Source organism: Bradyrhizobium genosp. SA-3, assembly GCF_004212635.1.
Lineage (GTDB): Bacteria > Pseudomonadota > Alphaproteobacteria > Rhizobiales > Xanthobacteraceae > Bradyrhizobium.
In genome coordinates this window covers 12,963-30,378 of the sequence record NZ_PSRT01000047.1, presented here as the reverse complement: position 1 = coordinate 30,378, position 17,416 = coordinate 12,963, and the positions used below count along the sequence as shown (strand labels likewise).

14 protein-coding genes are annotated in these 17,416 nt (G+C 64.3%); 9 read left to right on the top strand and 5 right to left on the bottom strand.

What is annotated here, in order from left to right:
- The first annotated feature begins 110 nt into the window (after positions 1-110).
- Positions 111-404 carry a hypothetical protein gene (locus tag CWO91_RS18165; protein WP_128944970.1) on the top strand — a complete coding sequence of 98 codons (294 nt, stop codon included), beginning with the start codon at positions 111-113 and terminating at the stop codon, positions 402-404.
- 44 nt (positions 405-448) lie between these two features.
- Here the strand turns inward: CWO91_RS18165 and purU are convergent, their stop codons facing one another.
- Complete coding sequence (purU, locus tag CWO91_RS18160) at positions 449-1,312, bottom strand: formyltetrahydrofolate deformylase (protein WP_130214947.1); 864 nt, start codon at positions 1,310-1,312, stop codon at positions 449-451.
- Positions 1,313-1,452: 140 nt separating this feature from the next.
- On the opposite strand from purU, the gene CWO91_RS18155 reads away from it, so the two are divergent.
- The gene (locus tag CWO91_RS18155) at positions 1,453-2,292 is read left to right on the top strand and encodes a uroporphyrinogen-III synthase (RefSeq protein ID WP_130214945.1); all 840 of its coding nucleotides are present in this window, start codon (positions 1,453-1,455) and stop codon (positions 2,290-2,292) included.
- A 12-nt stretch (positions 2,293-2,304) separates the two neighbouring features.
- Here CWO91_RS18155 and CWO91_RS18150 read toward each other — a convergent pair whose 3' ends face one another.
- Both CWO91_RS18150 and CWO91_RS18145 read right to left on the bottom strand, forming a co-directional pair.
- Positions 2,305-2,985 (bottom strand): peroxiredoxin-like family protein, encoded by a 681-nt coding sequence (locus tag CWO91_RS18150; protein WP_130214943.1) that lies wholly within the window; start codon positions 2,983-2,985, stop codon positions 2,305-2,307.
- 21 nt (positions 2,986-3,006) lie between these two features.
- A complete protein-coding gene (locus CWO91_RS18145; RefSeq protein WP_130214941.1) occupies positions 3,007-6,321 on the bottom strand; it encodes an adenylate/guanylate cyclase domain-containing protein in 3,315 nt (1,104 codons plus the stop codon).
- Between the two features lie 292 nt (positions 6,322-6,613).
- Here CWO91_RS18145 and CWO91_RS18140 point away from each other — a divergent pair, with 292 nt between their 5' ends.
- Positions 6,614-7,876, top strand: coding sequence for an MFS transporter (locus CWO91_RS18140; protein WP_130214940.1), 1,263 nt, complete (start codon positions 6,614-6,616; stop codon positions 7,874-7,876).
- Here the strand turns inward: CWO91_RS18140 and CWO91_RS18135 are convergent.
- Entirely contained in the window at positions 7,873-8,547 is a 675-nt protein-coding gene (locus tag CWO91_RS18135; RefSeq protein WP_091891868.1) for a Crp/Fnr family transcriptional regulator, read from the bottom strand. The two genes, CWO91_RS18140 and CWO91_RS18135, sit on opposite strands and share 4 nt — an antisense overlap.
- Before the next feature lie 292 nt (positions 8,548-8,839).
- Here CWO91_RS18135 and CWO91_RS18130 point away from each other — a divergent pair, with 292 nt between their 5' ends.
- The 6 genes from CWO91_RS18130 (at position 8,840) to CWO91_RS18105 (ending at position 16,226) form a co-directional block, all read left to right on the top strand.
- On the top strand, positions 8,840-9,703 hold the full coding sequence (locus CWO91_RS18130) for an ABC transporter ATP-binding protein (RefSeq protein WP_130214938.1): 864 nt from the start codon (positions 8,840-8,842) through the stop codon (positions 9,701-9,703).
- A complete protein-coding gene (locus CWO91_RS18125; RefSeq protein ID WP_130214936.1) occupies positions 9,700-11,631 on the top strand; it encodes a long-chain fatty acid--CoA ligase in 1,932 nt (643 codons plus the stop codon). Before CWO91_RS18130 ends, CWO91_RS18125 begins: the two co-directional genes overlap by 4 nt.
- A gap of 298 nt (positions 11,632-11,929) precedes the next feature.
- Positions 11,930-12,823 (top strand): branched-chain amino acid ABC transporter permease, encoded by an 894-nt coding sequence (locus tag CWO91_RS18120; RefSeq protein ID WP_091891860.1) that lies wholly within the window; start codon positions 11,930-11,932, stop codon positions 12,821-12,823.
- A 3-nt stretch (positions 12,824-12,826) separates the two neighbouring features.
- Entirely contained in the window at positions 12,827-13,900 is a 1,074-nt protein-coding gene (locus tag CWO91_RS18115) for a branched-chain amino acid ABC transporter permease (RefSeq protein WP_128932711.1), read from the top strand.
- A 43-nt stretch (positions 13,901-13,943) separates the two neighbouring features.
- Positions 13,944-15,227 carry an ABC transporter substrate-binding protein gene (locus CWO91_RS18110; protein ID WP_130214934.1) on the top strand — a complete coding sequence of 428 codons (1,284 nt, stop codon included), beginning with the start codon at positions 13,944-13,946 and terminating at the stop codon, positions 15,225-15,227.
- A 159-nt stretch (positions 15,228-15,386) separates the two neighbouring features.
- Positions 15,387-16,226, top strand: a complete 840-nt coding sequence (locus CWO91_RS18105) for an ABC transporter ATP-binding protein (protein WP_130214932.1) — start codon at positions 15,387-15,389, stop codon at positions 16,224-16,226.
- Between the two features lie 12 nt (positions 16,227-16,238).
- Here the strand turns inward: CWO91_RS18105 and CWO91_RS18100 are convergent, their stop codons facing one another.
- On the bottom strand, positions 16,239-17,390 hold the full coding sequence (locus CWO91_RS18100) for an AGE family epimerase/isomerase (RefSeq protein WP_130214930.1): 1,152 nt from the start codon (positions 17,388-17,390) through the stop codon (positions 16,239-16,241).
- Positions 17,391-17,416: the final 26 nt, after the last annotated feature.

Here is a 17,416-nt window from a genome sequence, read left to right as displayed (position 1 = left end):
AAAAGAATCTGTCTTCGAATAAGCCAATTTTGCTTATTGAGGACTACAGTCCGCCGCTCGCGCCCGTTCGGCGTCCCATCACACGTGCCCAATCGGGCACGAACTAGAAGATGCTCATGCGTTTCCGTTCGCTTTCGATCGCTGCCGTCGTCGCTCTGCTGGCTTCGAACCTTGCAGGCTGCGGCACGGTCAACGAAAAGCTCTCCGCCGGCATGGGCGACTACGTCCCGCAATGGGCCGGTGGCCTGCCGGCCGACGCCCCGCCCCGACCGGGCACGCCGCAATACGACGCCTACATGAAGGAGCGCGAACGCAAGCGGCTGCTGCCGGCAGCCGATCGCGAAAAGGAAGAGCAGGCGCAGAAGGGCGCGACGGGGACAACGTCGGGCAACGCGGTGCGTTAAGATTGTGCGCCCCCTCTCCCCGCACGCGGAGAGAGGTGAACAACTCAATCCACGAACACCACGGTCTTGCGGCCATTGAGAATGACGCGGTCGTTAAGATGGTAGCGGATCGCGCGGGCGAGCACGCGGCGCTCGATGTCGCGGCCCTTGCGGACCAGATCCTCCGGCATATCGCGATGGCTGATGCGCTCGACGTCCTGGTCGATGATCGGGCCCTCATCGAGATCGCGCGTGACGTAATGCGCGGTGGCGCCGATCAGCTTGACGCCGCGCTCATGGGCCTGGTGATACGGCTTTGCACCCTTGAACCCCGGCAGAAACGAGTGATGAATGTTGATGCAGCGCCCCGACAGTTTTGCCGAGAGATCGTCGGACAGGATCTGCATGTAGCGGGCGAGCACGACGAGATCGGTGCCCGTGCTGGCGACGAGGTCGAGGATCTGCGCTTCCTGCTCGCGCTTGGTCTCCTTGGTCACAGGCAGGTGGTGGAACGGGATGCCGCCGAAATCGAGCCCGGCATAGACCTCGCGCGGATGGTTGGAGACGATCGCGGTGGGGATCATCGGCAATTCGCCGGTGCGCCAGCGATAGAGGATATCAACCAGGCAGTGGTCGGACTTCGACACCAGCAGCATCACCTTGCGATGCGCGGCGCGGTCGCGCATCTGCCATTCCATGCCGAAACGTTCAGCGATCGCGGCAAAGCCGGTCTGGAGCGCCGACAGTTCCACGGCGAGATCGGCCGCGGTGAACACCACGCGCATGAAGAATTTCTTGGTCTCGACGTCATCGAACTGCTGGGCGTCGAGAATGTTCTGCCCGTTGTGGGCCAGGAACGTCGACACCGCCGAGACGATGCCGGGGCGATCCGGACAGGACAGGATCAGGACATATTGATGATAGGGCATGACTCTTGATGAAGGTTTGGGCAAACGAAACGGAACAACACGCGATTTGCGCCCCGCTCTAGCACCGACCCACTCTTGCGCCAATCCCGGGCGCAGAGTCAGGATGAACGCACCATTGCGATTTTGACCGGAGCACGCCCATGGCCGACCGCTTGAACGGCACCCGCATCCTGATCCTGGAAACGCGTGAGGAGGCGCAGTTTGCGAAGCTTCTGGCCGAGCAAGGCGCCGAGGTCGTGCAGTGCCCGATGTTCACCATTCACGATGCGCCGGACCCGGCGCCGGTCGAGGCCTGGATCCGCCGCGCCATCGACAAGCCTTTCGACGACCTCGTGCTGATGACCGGCGAGGGCCTGCGCCGGATCATGAAGCTCGCCGGCGCCCGCGGCCTCGATCAGGCTCTCGTGGCAGCGCTCGCCAAATCGCGAAAATTCACCCGCGGCCCGAAGCCCGGCAGAGCGCTGCGCGAGGTTGGCCTCGACGCGCAGCAGACCACGGAGAAGCCGACCACCGAGGGCGTGATCGAGATGCTGGGCGGGCTCGACCTGAAGGGCCACCGTCTCGGTCTGCAGCTCTATCCGGACAAGGACCACAGCGCGCTGACCGGCGCGCTCGTCGCGCAAGGCGCCGAGGTCGATACCGTCCTGCCCTATGTCTACGATTCCAAGGCGGCAGATGCCAACATCGTCGCCGCGATCGACGAAATGGCCGAAGGGCGGATCGATTCCATCGCGCTGACCAATCTCGGCCAGGTCCGCCGACTGTTCGAGGCCGCGAAGGCGCATGGCAGCGAGGCACGCCTTCGCGCTGGGCTCGAACGGACGCTGATTGCTTCAGTCGGCCCGGCGGTCTCAGGCGAGCTCGCCGCGCACGGATTGCGCACTGACGTCTCGCCGGTGGAAGATCATTATTTCATGCGCCCGCTGATCTCGGCGATGGCTGCGGCGCTCGCCGAGAAACGACCGAGGGTGGCGGGTTGATCGCCAAGATGCCTAGCCTGCCACCTGCGAGGCGGCCGACATCAGCTCCTGTGGGCTCGGCGCTCCGAACATGCGCTGGCCGCCGCCGGGAACCTCGGTGAACGTCCAGCGCACGATCCCTTCCCGGTCGAGCAGGAACTGGCCAAACAGCTGCCCCGTGCCTGTTGCCGCCATACGCTGGTCGGCTTCGGTCATCTCGTAACCGTCTTTGTTGTTGAGGTACTCCGCGGCTGCCGGCCGGTTCATCGGGCCGGGCAACTCGCCGGGCATGTCCACTTGCATGCTCATGACCGCGTCCATGCCCACTTTGCGTGGCCACTCGGTTTCGTTCTCCGTGAACTCGATATTGGGCAGGCCGAATGCGCGGTGCGAGACCCGATCGGGGTCGGACGCGGCGAGCAGATTGGGCAATGGATGATAGCGGAAATAGAGCCGCGCGCGGTCGATCGGCGTGTTGACGACCGTGAGACTTTCGATCCCCTTCCCGCGCAGCGCGCCATCAAGCTGCGCCTGCGCCGCGATATGGCGCCGGCAGAACGGACAGTGCAGGCCACGAAACAGGCCCACCAGTATGGGACTATGCCCGCGATAATCCTCGAGCGCGATCTTTCCTTCGCGTGTGATGGCGTCCAGGACGATGTTCGGTGCGCGATCGCCCGGCTGAAGTGTTCCATCTACATGACGGTCTGACATGGTTGAACTCCCTCACATTGGCTAGTCAAGGAACGGCAGTACGATCAGCCCTGCGGGATCGAGCCCGTGCCGGGCGCAGACATCATGGGCCAGCGCGAAATACCGCTCGGCCTCGGGCATGTCGCCTCGATCAAGGTTCAGTGTCGCAAGACCATCATAGCATGGAAACAGCTGCTGCGGCTCGCCGGTCTCGCTCGCCACCTCGATGGCCTCGTTGTAGCAGCGCGCGGCCATGTCGGGGCGGAAATGGCACTGATGGATCTGCCCGAGCACGATGAGGGGTACCGGGAGATGCTCGCGCTGATCGAGCGCGCGGTCGATCTCGATCGCCTTTTCGGCAGCCGGCACCCCCTCCTCAGTACATCTGTCCGTGAAGGTGCAACAGGCGACGGCAAGGTTGGCCAGAAGGCGCGCCTGGAAGCCGAGATCGCCGATACGATTCGCGACATCGAGGCCGCGCCGGCAAACCGCCATGGCTTGCGCCGGGTCGACGATCGTGTAGAGCACGCCAAGGTTGGTGTAGCCGCGGCACGCCACGTTGAGGAGGCCGGCGGCCTCGGCTGCCGCGACACTTTGCTCCACCTCCTTCACCGCCTCCTGGTGTCGCCCAAGCCGCGCCAGCGCAACCGCCTTGGTGTTGAGCGCCTCCGCAATGGCGCGCGCCGCCTCGAGACCCGCTTGCTCGTCCGCGTTCGCCGGCACGGACCGCGCGTGGCCCAGCGCCTCGTCGGCCCACCGCGCGGCGGCGACGTGATCGCCCACACGAAACGCGAGACGGCCGCGCTCCTGGAGGAGGTGCGCCCACTCGATCGGCGCGTCGGTCCCGCCGAGCCGTTCTGCCGCCTCGGCATAGCGCTCCTCTGCCCTGACGCGCTTGCCGGCGTCCCACAACAATCGGCCGAGCTTGCGAAGAATGCGCGCCTCGCCGATACGGTCCCCTGCCGTGCGGTGCCCCTCCAGCGCACTCTGGTAGTGCTCCTCGGCTGTGCTTCGGCGGCCAGCCACGCAACAGAGGTCCGCGACGCGCTCGTACAGGATCAGGCGTTCCGGCTCCCGTTCGCTGGCGGTCGACAGCACGGCGAGGGATTGCTGATAGAAACGGAGGGCATCGTCGTTGGCATAGCTCGCACGTGCGCGATCGCCGGCCGCGCGCAAATAGCGCGCGCCTCTCGACTTGCTCGCGCTCAGACTGAAGTGATGTCCGAGCAAGATGAGATCTTCGAGCTGCTCGGGCTCTTTGCCATAGCGCCGCTCCAGCGCGGCACCAATCCGTCCATGGAGCTCGACCCGACGCTGCAAAAGCAGATTTTGATAGATCACGTCCTGAAGCATGGTCTGCGTGAAGCGATAGGTCCGCAGCGACATCGAGCTCGAGCCCGCGACCTCCTCGATGAGCTCGGCGTCGCACAGAAGTTCGAGCGCTGCTTCGACCCTTGCCGGCTCGGTTGCTGCCGCACCGAGAACAGCCGCATCAAAGCGCGGACCGATCACCGCGGCCTCCTGGGCCACGTGGCGCACCTGATGCGGCAACCGGTCGAGGCGCGCCAGCAACAACGCCTGAATGCTTGCTGGAATATCGGCGGCGGCTTCATCCGATTTCATCCGCCACTGCGCGCCGTCACGCTCCAGGGCCCCGCCTTCGATGAGGCCGCGGATGATCTCCTCGAGGAAAAGCGGATTTCCGCCTGCGCGATCGAGGATTCGGGTGAACAAATGTCCCGGCGGTTCCCGCCAACCGTGACTGAAATACGCCGCGAGCAGCCTTCGTCCGTCAGCATCGCCAAGCGGAGGCAGCCGAATGGTCGTGTGACTGATCCTGCTCGAACCGAACTGATCCACCAGCGCTGGCCGATGTGTAAACAACAGCATCAGCCGCGTCCGCTCCAGCCGGTCCATCAAGAACCGCAACGCTTCAAGCGACACCGCGTCGGCCCAATGCAGATCCTCGACGATGATGAGAAGCGGCGACAAGGCGAGGCGGCGTTCGAAGACGGTACGGATCGCGAAAAAGATCTGCCGCCGGAGCTGTTCCGGTTCGACGTGCCTGAGCACGGCGTTGGGATCGCCAAGGCCAAGAACGTGCAGGTAGAGAGGCATCAGGCGGTCGGCTTCCTCGGCCGCGAGGCCGAGCTCCAATAGCGCTTCCGCAACTTTCGTCTCTGCCTCCGCGGCTCCCGCCTTCTGTGCGATACCGTAGGCGCTACGCAGCACGGCGGCGAGTGCTCCGTAGGATTGTTCGCCGAGCGGCGAGCAGACCGCCCGTCGGATCGCCACGCTTGCGAAGCGATCCTCATCGCGGATGCGGGCGACGAATTCGTTCACCAGCCGCGTTTTCCCAATGCCCGCTTCGCCAACCAGCCGCACCAGTTGAGCCGCGCCGCCGCACGCGCGATCAAGGCTGCCGATCACGCGCGCAAGCTCGGCGTCGCGCCCGATCAGTGGTGCATCGAGGCCCAGCGTGTCGAGGCCGCGTGCCGCGCGGGGCGTATCGAGCGGTCCCTTCAGACGATGGACCAGAACGCTGCCCATCTTGCCCTTGAGCGAGATCTCGCCGAGCGAGTCGTAGGCGAACGCATGCCGCGTCAGACGGTGGGTCAACGGCCCGACCAGCACCTCGTCCGGAGACGCCATCGACTGCAATCGTTGCGCCGTATTCACGGTATCGCCGGTCACCGAATAGGATTTGGCAACGCCCACGCCTAACCCACCCGCGACGACGTGGCCGGTGTTGATGCCGACATGGAGCTGCAACGGTGAACCGGCATAGGCCTTCGCGCGCTCGCTGAGGCGCGCCGTCCGGCTGATCATGTCGAGGGCAGCGCGGACCGCCCGCTCGGGGTCGTCCTCGTGCGCAGTCGGCGCACCAAACAGTGCGAGCAGCGCATCGCCGATGAACTTGTCCACGAAGCCGCCAAAGCTCTGCACCGCGGCCGTCAACTCCTCGAACAACTGGTTCTGAAGCGTCTGCATGACCTCTGGGTCGAGCCGCTCGCTCATCGCAGTGAAGCCGCTGAGGTCGGCAAACAGCACGGTGATGGTGCGGCGGTTTGCTTCGCTATCGACATTGTCCGACTGCGGTCGAAATGCGTGTTGAGCCGTCTGCAGGAGCGGTGGCGAAGACGATCTGATTGGGAGTGTCGCCGGGCTCGTCTGCGCCGATGTCTGTCCGCCGTCGTTGGTCGCCCCGCTGATGAGGGAGCCGCATTTCGGGCAATAGACAAAATCCGGTGCACATGGAAAGCCGCAGCCGGGGCACGCGTTCGGCTGCTTCGTGCCGCACTTCGGGCAGAAGGCAAAGCCGCTCTGAACCTCGAAACCACAACCCGAGCAGTTCATGGCTCAAGACCTCGCGGAAGCCGCGATGGCGCAATCTGCTGGTCCCTACCGAATGGGTCCCAGGATGCAGACCAGAATGGGCTCTGCGCGCCGGAAGAGCAAGCGGCGGTAGCCTACCTCTCAGTATGGGCGACGAAGCATGCTGCGGGCGCACTGGCGGACCGTACGTCGTCGGCAAAGCATGGTGGCATGCGGTAGCGTCAATTGACAGGGCCATCGCCGGGGCTACCCTTCCAAACAGAAGAACAAATAAAAGAGGGCAGGGAAACGCCGTGAAACCCGTCATCGCATCTTGAGCGCATCCGCACGACCTTCCGCGCTCGCGCCATTCCGCATCCGCAACTATCGCTTCCAGTGGCCGTCCGACCTGCTCACCTCCTGGGCGTTCGAGGTCGAGACGCTGGTGCTCGGCTGGTACATCCTGGTCGAGACCGGCTCGGTGCTGCTGCTCACCGTGCTTGCATCGCTCCAGTTCGTCGGGACCCTGGTCGCGCCGGTATTCGGTATGATCGGCGACCGCATGGGTCATCGCGACCTGCTGGTCGCGATGCGTCTTGCCTACATGGTGCTCTCGTCGACCATCATGGTTCTGGCGTTGACCGGTCATTTGTCGCCGCTGAGCGTCATGATCATCGTCGCGATCATGGGCCTGATTCGCCCCTCCGATCTCGGCGTCCGGGGGGCGCTGCTTGCCGAGATCATGCCGGCGGAGCAACTCGTCGGCGCCATCAGCGTTGCGCGCACCACCCAGGACAGCGCCCGCATCGCCGGAGCATTGACGGGCGCCGGCCTGTTCGCCGTCCTCGGCATCGGCCTCGTTTATGTGGCGATCGCCTGCCTCTACCTCGTGGCTGCGCTGCTCATGCTCTGCCTGACCCGGCCGAAAAGGACCCTCACCACGAGCGATCTCCCGGCCAACAGCCACGCCATTTCCCGACTATTTGGCGACCTCAAGGAGGGGATCGTCTACGCCTGGAACGGCCCGGGAATGCGCGCGGCGCTGTGCGTCGCCTTCCTGGCCAATCTCACCGCGTTTCCTTTCACAGGAGGATTGCTGCCCTACATCGCGCGGGAGATCTTTCAGACCGACCAGACCGGCCTCGGCTATCTCTCGGCGAGCTTCGCCGTCGGCTCGCTGACCGGCTCCATCACGCTGAGCCTGGTCAGCGGATTGCGCATTGCCCGGCTTTTGATCGGCGCGACACTGGCCTGGTACGCCATGCTGCTGGTGTTCGTCGAGATCAGGACCATGCCTGTGGCGATGGCCTGCCTCGTCCTCGCCGGTATTGCGCAGAGCATGTCGATGATCTCGGCGGCCGTGATCCTGATGCGGACGGCCAGCGCACATCTGCGCGGTCGCGTCATGGGCGTCCGCATGATGGTGATCTACGGCCTGCCGCTCGGATTGCTCGCGGCCGGCAGCCTGATCGACATCATAGGCTATTCCGCGACGGGATCGCTCTATGCCGCCTCAGGGATCATCGCGATGCTGGCGATCGCGATCCGCTGGCGCGCCGACCTCTGGCCGGTGCACGCCCCCGCCAACGCGCGCTAATCCCCGTAGCTGCGCAGCCGCTCGATAGCGAGGATGGTGACCCCACCATATTCCAGCCGCAGCAGCCCCTCTTTCTCCAGCCGGTTCAGCGCGCGGTTGGCGTTCTGGCGGGACATGCCGGAGAGCGCGCCGATCTCCTCCTGGGTGATCTCCAGATGCGCAGTCGATTCGGGATAGAGGATCGGGTTGAACAGCGAGGCGATACTGCGGGCAAGGCGGGCGGTGGCGTCAAGCGTGCGGTTGACCTCGAGCATGCCGATGAACTGGCCGAGCCGCTCGTTGAGCTGGCGGACCAGGAAGCGGTTGAAGCCGACGCTGTTCTCGAACAACCACATGAAGGCGCTGCGTTCCATCAGCGCGACCCGGCTGTCGCGCAGCGCGACCACGTCGTAGCGTCGCGGCTCGTTCTTGAGCACGCTGCCTTCGCCGAACCAGGCGCCTGCCGTCAGCCCGGCAAGACTGGTCTCCTTGCCGTCGCGCGACACCCCGCCCATCCGGGCAAGGCCAAAGACCATGCCGGCCCAATAGTCGAAGCTGTCGCCGCGCATGAACACAGTCTCGCCGGTGCCGTAGGACCGCTCGCTGACTCCGGCGCGCGCGACCTCGATCTCGGCCTCCGTGAGTTCGCGCGACCAGGCGGCGATGCGCTTCAGATGATCCTCTGAAATCATGATGGAGAGGCCAGCCGCACCGTTTCGTCACTCCGCGCTTCTGTTGCACTGCAACACGATCACATCGGCGGCCATCCGACGAAAGATGGACGCCGCACCCGCCCGAAAAACTTTGTCACCGAATTGTCAGGCCGAAGACATTTCAAAATAGCGCTTTCCCGTATTGAGAGCCACCTTGGGCGATGCGGCTTTTGATCCCTGATGGGAACGAAGGTGGCGCGGGGCCCGGTCGAGACCAATGGCTGCATGGCCTGACCGGGACCACCGTACTAGGATCGTTCGGAAACAACGGATGAAGAGCGCCACTGAATGCGCCATCACCGGGAGGGATTTGTTAGTGGCTAGTCTCGAAGTGCGCGGCGTGTCCTTGCGATTCGGTGGCGTCCGTGCGCTGACCGATGTCAGCTTCGCCATCAGGGAAGGCGAGCTGTTCTCGATCATCGGCCCCAACGGCGCCGGCAAGACCTCGATCGTGAATTGTATTTCCGGTCGCTACAAGCCGACCGAAGGCCAGCTCTTCTACCAGGGCCGCGACATTACCGGTTTGACGCCGACTGCCCGCGCCTCGCTCGGCATCGGCCGCACCTTCCAGAATCTCGCGCTGTTCCACCATATGAGCGTGCTCGACAACATCATGGTCGGCCGCCATCACCTCCTGAAGAACAATTTCCTTACGGGCTCGCTGTACTGGCTCACCGGCGCGCGCAAGGAGGAGCTCGAGCACCGCCGCAAGGTCGAGGAGATCATCGACTTCCTCGATCTCCAATCGGTGCGAAAAGCCACCGCCGGCACCCTTTCCTATGGCCTGCGCAAGCGCGTGGAGCTCGCCCGCGCCATGGCGCTGGAGCCGCGCCTCATCCTCCTCGACGAGCCGATGGCCGGCATGAACTTCGAGGAGAAGGAGGACATGGCCCGCTACATCGTCGATCTCAATGAGGAGTTCGGGATGACGGTAGTGATGATCGAGCACGACATGGGCGTGGTGATGGACATCTCCCACCGCGTCATGGTGCTGGATTTCGGCAAGAAGATCGCCGAGGGCGATCCCGCGGCGGTCCTCGCCGATCCCCACGTCAAGCGCGCCTACCTTGGTGAGGAAGACGAGGTGCTGGTCGATCCGGATGACGCCCCGCCGGCGCAGGAGAGCGCGGCATGATGGATTACGCAGGACGCGTTGCGCAGGCCGACACCTATCCCAAGATGCTCCGGCTCAACGCGAAGGAGCATGGCAACGAGATCGCGCTGCGCGAGAAGGATCTCGGGCTTTGGCGCCTGTTCACCTGGAACGACTACCAGATGCGGGTGCGCGACTTCGCTCTTGGGCTCGTCGAGCTTGGCCTCGGCCGCGGCGACGTCATCGGCATCATCGGCGACAACCGGCCGGATTGGGTCGCGGCGGAAGTCGCGACCCATGCCGTTGGCGGGCTGAGCCTCGGGCTCTATCGCGACGTGCTGGACGAGGAAGCCGCCTATCTCCTGACCTATGGCGAGGCGCGGCTCGTCTTCGCCGAGGACGAGGAGCAGGTCGACAAGCTGCTCGCGCTTGCCGAGCGCGTGCCGAAGTTGAAGCACATCATCTATTCCGATCCGCGCGGGATGCGGAAATATGACGATCCCAGGCTGATGTCAGCCGAAAAATTCGCCGAGCTCGGCCGCACGCGCGCCGTTCGGGAGCCGGAGCTTTACGACCGGCTCGTGGATGCAACCAAGGGCGAGGACGTCGCGATCCTCTGCACGACGTCGGGCACCACCTCACACCCGAAGCTCGCGATGCTCGCCGCCGGGCGCGTGCTCTGCCATTGCGCGACCTATCTCGCCTTCGATCCGAAGGGACCTGACGACGAGTACGTCTCGGTGCTGCCGCTGCCCTGGATCATGGAACAGGTTTACGTGCTCGGCAAAGGCCTGTTGTGCCGGATGAAAATCAACTTCGTCGAAGAGCCCGACACCATGATGAACGATCTGCGCGAGATCGCGCCGACGTTCGTACTGTTCGCGCCGCGCGTCTGGGAATCGATCGCCGCCGATGTCCGCGCCAAGGTGATGGACGCTACGCCGTTGAAGCAGCGCCTGTTCGACGTCGGAATGAAATCGGGACTGGCCGCACTCGCGCAGGGCAAGCGCTCGGATTTTGCCGATGCGATCCTGTTCCGCGCGCTACGCGACCGGCTCGGTTTCACCCGCCTACGCTCGGCCGCGACCGGCGGCGCGGCGCTCGGCCCTGATACCTTCAAGTTCTTCCAGGCGATGGGCGTGCCGCTGCGCACGCTCTACGGCCAGACTGAGCTGTTAGGGGCCTATACGCTGCACCCCGAGGGTAAGGTCGATCCTGACACGACAGGCGTACCGATGGCCGATAGCGTCGAAATCCGGATCGACAATGCCGACGTGCACGGCGTCGGCGAGATCGTGGTGCGGCACCCCAACATGTTCCTCGGCTATTACAAGAACCCCGAGGCCAGCGTCGCCGACATCAAGGACGGCTGGATGTGTTCCGGCGATGCCGGCTATTTCAATGACAACGGTCAGCTTGTCGTCATCGACCGCATCAAGGATCTCGCCGAGACCTCACGCGGCGAGCGCTTCTCGCCGCAATTCATCGAGAACAAGCTGAAATTCTCGCCCTATATCGCGGAGGCCGTGGTGCTGGGCGCCGGCCGCGACGCGCTCGCCGCCATGATCTGCATCCGCTACTCCATCATCTCGAAATGGGCGGAGAAGAACCGGCTCTCGTTCACGACCTACAGCGACCTCGCCTCGCGGCCTGAGGTCTACGCGCTGCTTCAGAAGGAGGTCGAGACCGTCAACGCGACGCTGCCGCCTGCCCAGCGCATCTCACGCTTCCTGCTGCTCTACAAGGAGCTGGATGCCGACGACGGCGAGCTCACTCGCACCCGCAAGGTGCGCCGCGGGGTCATCAACGAGAAATACGCAGGGATCATCGACGCTATCTACCGCGGCGATGCCGACATCCCCGTCGACACAGTGATCCGCTTCCAGGACGGCACCACGCAGCGCGTGCGCACGACGTTGCGTGTGGTGGATTTGGGCGGACATGGGCACATGGCGGAGGCTGCGGAGTGAAACAGTCTACCGATGCGCAAGCTGCTGCCCTTCGCCTCTCCCCGCTTGCGGCAGGGCAATCGCATATGGAAGCGGCTTCCCTGCGGCCCATCCTTCGAGACGCCCGCTTTGGCGGGCTCCTCAGGATGAGGGTGGAGTATGCAGCAGCAGTTTCAACGGGCCCGATGCCAATTAGCCTCATCCTGAGGAGTCCGCGGAGCGGTCGTCTCGAAGGACGAGGCGCTTGCTCCGGCTGCTCCAAGAGATCATATGCGATAACCCTGCCGCACGCGGGGAGAGGCGAAGGACAGCATATCACATGAACACCGCCTTCCTCTTCCAGCTCCTGGTCAACGGCCTCGTGGTCGGCACGCTCTATGGCGTGGTCGCGATGTCGTTCGTGCTGATCTACAAGGCGACGCAGGTCGTCAATTTCGCGCAAGGCGAGCTGCTGCTGGTCGGCGCATGGGTATGCTGGGCGCTGCTGGCAAAATACCAGGTGCCGTTCTGGATCGGCATGCCGATCACGCTGGTGTTCATGTTCGTGTTCGGTATTGCGGTCCAGGTCCTGATCCTGCGGCCGATGATCGGCGAGCCCATCATCTCGGTCATCATGGTGACGATCGGCCTCTCCACCGTGCTCCAGGCGACACTGAAATGGATGTTCGGCGTCAATCCGCAGCCGTTCCCGCGCGTGTTCGAGAGCCAGTCGGTCAGCCTGTTCGGACTCCAGATCCAGACCGTCTATGTCATGAGCCTCGTGGTGTCGGTCGCGATGATGATCGGCATGGCATGGTTCTTCCGCGCCTCCAAATATGGCCTTGCGATGCGGGCCACCGCATTCAATCAGCAGGTCGCGCAGTCGCTCGGCATTTCCGTCAAGAGCGTGTTCGCGATGGCCTGGGCGATTTCAGCGACGGTGTCGGCCGTCGCAGGTGTCGTCGTTGCGGTGGTCAACGGCGTGTCCTCGGGCCTTGCGGCCTACGGCATAAAAGTGTTTCCGGCAGCGATCCTCGGCGGGCTCGATTCCGTCGGCGGCGCCGTGCTCGGCGGCATCATCATCGGGCTACTCGAAAACGTCGCGCAATATGTCGACAGCGAGTACCTGCACTGGGGCAATCTCTACGAGATCGCGCCGTTCTACGTCCTCATCATCGTGCTGATGATCAAACCCTACGGCCTGTTCGGCACCCACGACATCGAGCGGATCTGACCCATGGCCGGCCCTGCCCTCATCCCCGCTGGTGATTTCCGCACCACTTACGCCGCGGACACCACGATCTTCCCGACCACGACCAGCCGCAATTTTGCGATCGCCGGCGTGCTGCTGCTGTGCCTCGCGCCACAATTCTTCAGCGGCTATTGGCTCAGCATTTTGATCCAGATCGGCATCTTCTCGATCGCGGCGTTGGGCCTCAATATCCTGGTCGGATTCACCGGCCAGATCTCGATCGGCCACGCCGCGTTCTTCCTGCTCGGCGCCTTCACCTCGGCCTATATCTCCAACAACGCGCCGATTCCGGTGTTCTTCGCAATCCCGCTCGCCGGCATCGTCACGGCGCTGGTCGGGCTGATCTTCGGTATTCCGGCGGCGCGGTTGAAGGGGCTCTACCTCGTCATCGCGACGCTGGCCGCGCAATACATCCTGCTCGACTTCTTCTCGCGCGCCGAATGGTTCTCGGGCGGATCGGTGCCGGCGAGCGCCGAGCCGTTCTCGATTCTGGGCTACACGCTGCGCGGCGACAGGCAGTATTTCTACGTCGTGCTGGCCTATGTGCTGGCGAGCTACATCCTCGTCACCAATCTGATGCGCACGCGGGACGGCCGCGCGCTGGTGGCGATCCGCGACCATTATCTCTCCGCGGAGATCATGGGCATCAACCTCACCAAGTACCGCACGCTGTCGTTCGGCCTCGCCGCGTTCTTCGCCGGCATCGCCGGTGCGCTCTATGCGCATTACCAGCTCGTGGTCTCCCAGGAAGGTTTCGGCATCGAGCGCTCGATCCTGTTCTTGGCCATGATCATCATCGGCGGCACCGGCTCGATCATGGGCACGCTGATGGGGACCGCCTTCGTGGTGCTGTTGCCGGAATCGATGGAATTCCTCAGTCTGCATTTGAAGGGCGGCGCGATCGACAAGGCGCTCTCGCTCAACACCAACATCACCTTCCTGCGCGAGATCGCGATCGGGGTGATCATCATCGCGTTCCTGATGTTCGAGCCCGATGGTCTCGCGCATCGCTGGCGGCAGATCAAGGCTTATTGGAAACTCTACCCGTTCTCGCATTGAGCGCGGAAACTTCACTTAAACAATAACAGGAGGAACCGACCCCATGACGATAAAGTCCCTTTTGAGCACCGCATCACTCGCGCTTGCGATCGCCGCATTCTCGGCAAGCGCGCAGGCGCAGATCGCGCTCGGACATCTTGCCGATTATTCCGGCGGCACCTCCGACGTCGGCACGCCCTATGGACAGGCCGTCGCCGATACCTTCGCCTGGGTCAACAAGAACGGCGGCGTCGGTGGCAAGCAGCTCAACGTCGACACCAACGACTATGGCTATCAGGTGCCGCGGGCGATCGCGCTCTACAAGAAGTGGTCGGCGCCGGACTCGAAGGTCGCTGCGATCATGGGCTGGGGCACCGCGGACACCGAGGCACTGACCGGCTTCCTCGCACAGGACAAGATTCCCGACATGTCCGGCTCCTATGCCGCCGCGCTGACCGATCCCGAAGGCGTCAGCGGCAAGGCCAAGCCTGCTCCTTACAATTTCTTCTATGGCCCGAGCTATTCGGATTCGCTGCGCGCGATGCTGATGTGGGCGGCCGAGGACTGGAAGGCCAAGGGCAAGTCCGGCAAGCCGAAATTCGTGCACATGGGCGCCAACCATCCCTATCCGAACGCGCCGAAGGCCGCCGGCGAAGCCATGGCACAGGAGCTCGGCTTCGAGGTGCTGCCTCCGCTGGTGTTCGCGCTCTCGCCCGGTGACTACAGCGCGCAGTGCCTCAGCCTGAAATCTTCGGGCGCCAACTACGCCTATCTCGGCAACACCGCGGCCTCCAACATCTCGGTGATGAAGGCCTGCAAGACCGCGGGCGTCGAGGTCCAGTTCCTCGGCAATGTTTGGGGCATGGACGAGAACGCCGCCAAGACCGCGGGCGATGCCGCGAACGGCGTGATCTTCCCACTGCGCACCGCCGTGAGCTGGGGCGGCGATGCGCCCGGCATGAAGACCCTGATGGAGATCTCCAAGATGTCCGATCCCACCGGCAAGGTCTATCGCCCCGTGCACTACGTCGCGGCCGTCTGCTCGGCGCTGTACATGAAAGAAGCGCTCGATTGGGCCGCCAAGAACGGCGGCGCCACCGGGGAGAACGTCGCCAAGGGCTTCTACCAGAAGAAGGACTGGGTGCCGGCCGGGATGGACGGCGTCTGCAATCCCTCGACCTGGACCGACAAGGATCACCGCGGCACGCTGAAGGTCGATCTCTATCGCACCAAGGTCTCAGGTGCGACCGACGGCGACCTCAACGACCTCATGGCCAAGGGCACGATCAAGCTCGAGAAGGTCAAGACCGTCGAACTGCCGCGCAAGCCGGAATTGCTGGGGTGGTGAGCCCCGCTTTCGCCCCCCACACAACTGTCATCCCCCGCCTTGTGCGCAACGCGCACTGGAGCGGGGGATCCAGTACGCCGCGGCCTCTCGGGGAACGTTGGGCGTCTCTGGAATACTGGGTCACCCGCCTTCGCGGGTGACGACAGCGGAGAAGACTGCATGACCCAGACCGCCGAAGCAACGCGCCCCAATCCCAGCATCGGGCCCGCCCCGCCCCTCCTCAGCGTGCGCAATATCGAGGTCGTCTATGACGACGTCATCCTGGTGCTGCGCGGGCTCAGCCTCGATGTGCCCAAGGGCGCGATCGTGGCGCTGTTAGGGGCCAACGGCGCCGGCAAGTCGACGACGCTGAAGGCGATCTCGGGCCTGCTCAAGACCGAGGACGGCGAGGTCACGCGTGGCGAGATCCTGTTCGAGGGCGACCGCATCAACGGCATCGATCCCGACAAGATCGTGCGCCGCGGCATCTTCCAGGTGATGGAGGGCCGGCGCATCGTCGCCGACATGACCTCGCTGGAGAACCTCAGGCTCGGCGCCTTCACGCGCAGGGACCGCGAGGTCGATGCCGACCTCGACATGGTCTTCAACTACTTCCCGCGCCTGAAGGAACGCACCGGCCTTGCCGGTTATCTCTCGGGCGGTGAGCAGCAGATGCTTGCGATCGGCCGCGCGCTGATGGCGCGTCCGAAGATGATATTGATGGACGAGCCGTCCATGGGGCTGTCGCCGCTGCTGGTGAAGGAGGTGTTCTCGATCATCCAGAAGATCAACCGCGACCTCGGCGTCACCATCCTGCTGGTCGAGCAGAACGCGCGCGCCGCACTCTCGGTGGCGAGCCACGGCTACATCATGGAGCAAGGCAAGGTCGTGCTCGACGGCACCGCGGACGAATTGCGCGACAACGAGGACGTCAAGGAATTCTACCTCGGCGGCGCCGGTGACCAGCGCAAGAGCTTCAAGAACCTCAAGAGCTTCAAGCGGCGCAAGCGCTGGCTGTGATCCACAACGAGCCTAGCCCAGCACCTGTTCCGCTTCCGTGACTGCGCAGAGAACATGATAGAACGACGACGCAGGAATGGTGTCGATCAGCGATTTGCCGTCGCGGTCGAACTGATCGTACCAGCCGCCCTTCACGGGATGGCTGAGATAGTGCCGTTCGAGCCTCACCAGCGATGCGCGCGCTTCATCCGCCGCGCCTGCCTCGCCGGACTCGGCTTGCGCGATCCACGCCTTCGCGATCTCAGTCTGCGGCCACAGCCGACGCGTGCTGCGGCGGATGTTGCCGGCCTCATCGCCCTCGTCGATCAGGCAGCCCGTGGCCTCGTCGCAGTAGCGCAGCGAGGTCGCCAGCAGTTCGGCGCGCCGCTGCCCGGTCGGGCATCCCGTGATGCGTTCGAAACCCTTCAGAAGCCAGACCCATTCCGCCTGGTGACCCGGCTCGACGATGATCGGCTCGATCTTCGACCAGTCCTCCTCGAAATACTCGCCGAGCACGCACTTCCGCTTGTCATAGAGATTCGCGAGGAACAGCGCAAAGAATTCGCCGGCGCGGTTCTGGAACGACAGATCGTGGGTCGCCTCAAAGCACGCGACCATCGCCTCGAACAGATGCATGTGCGGGTTCTGCCGGCGCGGCAGCGAGACCGGAAGGCCTTCGTGGACGCCACCATGCGGCGACCGCAGATGGCCGTCGAGGAAGGCAAGCAGCGCGTCGATCTCGGCGCGCACCTGCGCATCCTGGTCGAGCGCGTAGACCGCCGCGAGGGCAAACAGGATGAAGGCGTGGTCATAGGCGTCGCGCCGGGCATTCAGCACCGCCCCCTCCGGCGTCAGCCAGTGCACATAGCCGGGCCGGCCGTCGGGCGCTTTTGCCTTTGCCAGCAGGTGCTCCAGCCCCCTCAGCGCAATGGCGCGCCCCTCGGGATACCAGCCCATCTGCGCGGCCTTGGCGTAGCACCAGATCTGGCGCGCCTGCACGAACACGCGCCGTGGCGCAGCCGCATCCGCCGTGCCGTCGCGGTGCAGCCGGTCGATGAAGCCGCCCGCGGCAGCGTCCCAGCCCACGGTCGACCACAGCGGCAGCGCCTCGTCGGTCATGCGGCGCTTCAGGCGCGCGACAACGCCTGCCGTCTCCTCCGCCGCAACGATCGGTTCGTCCGCCACCTTAGCCCCTCCAGGCCACCGCAATT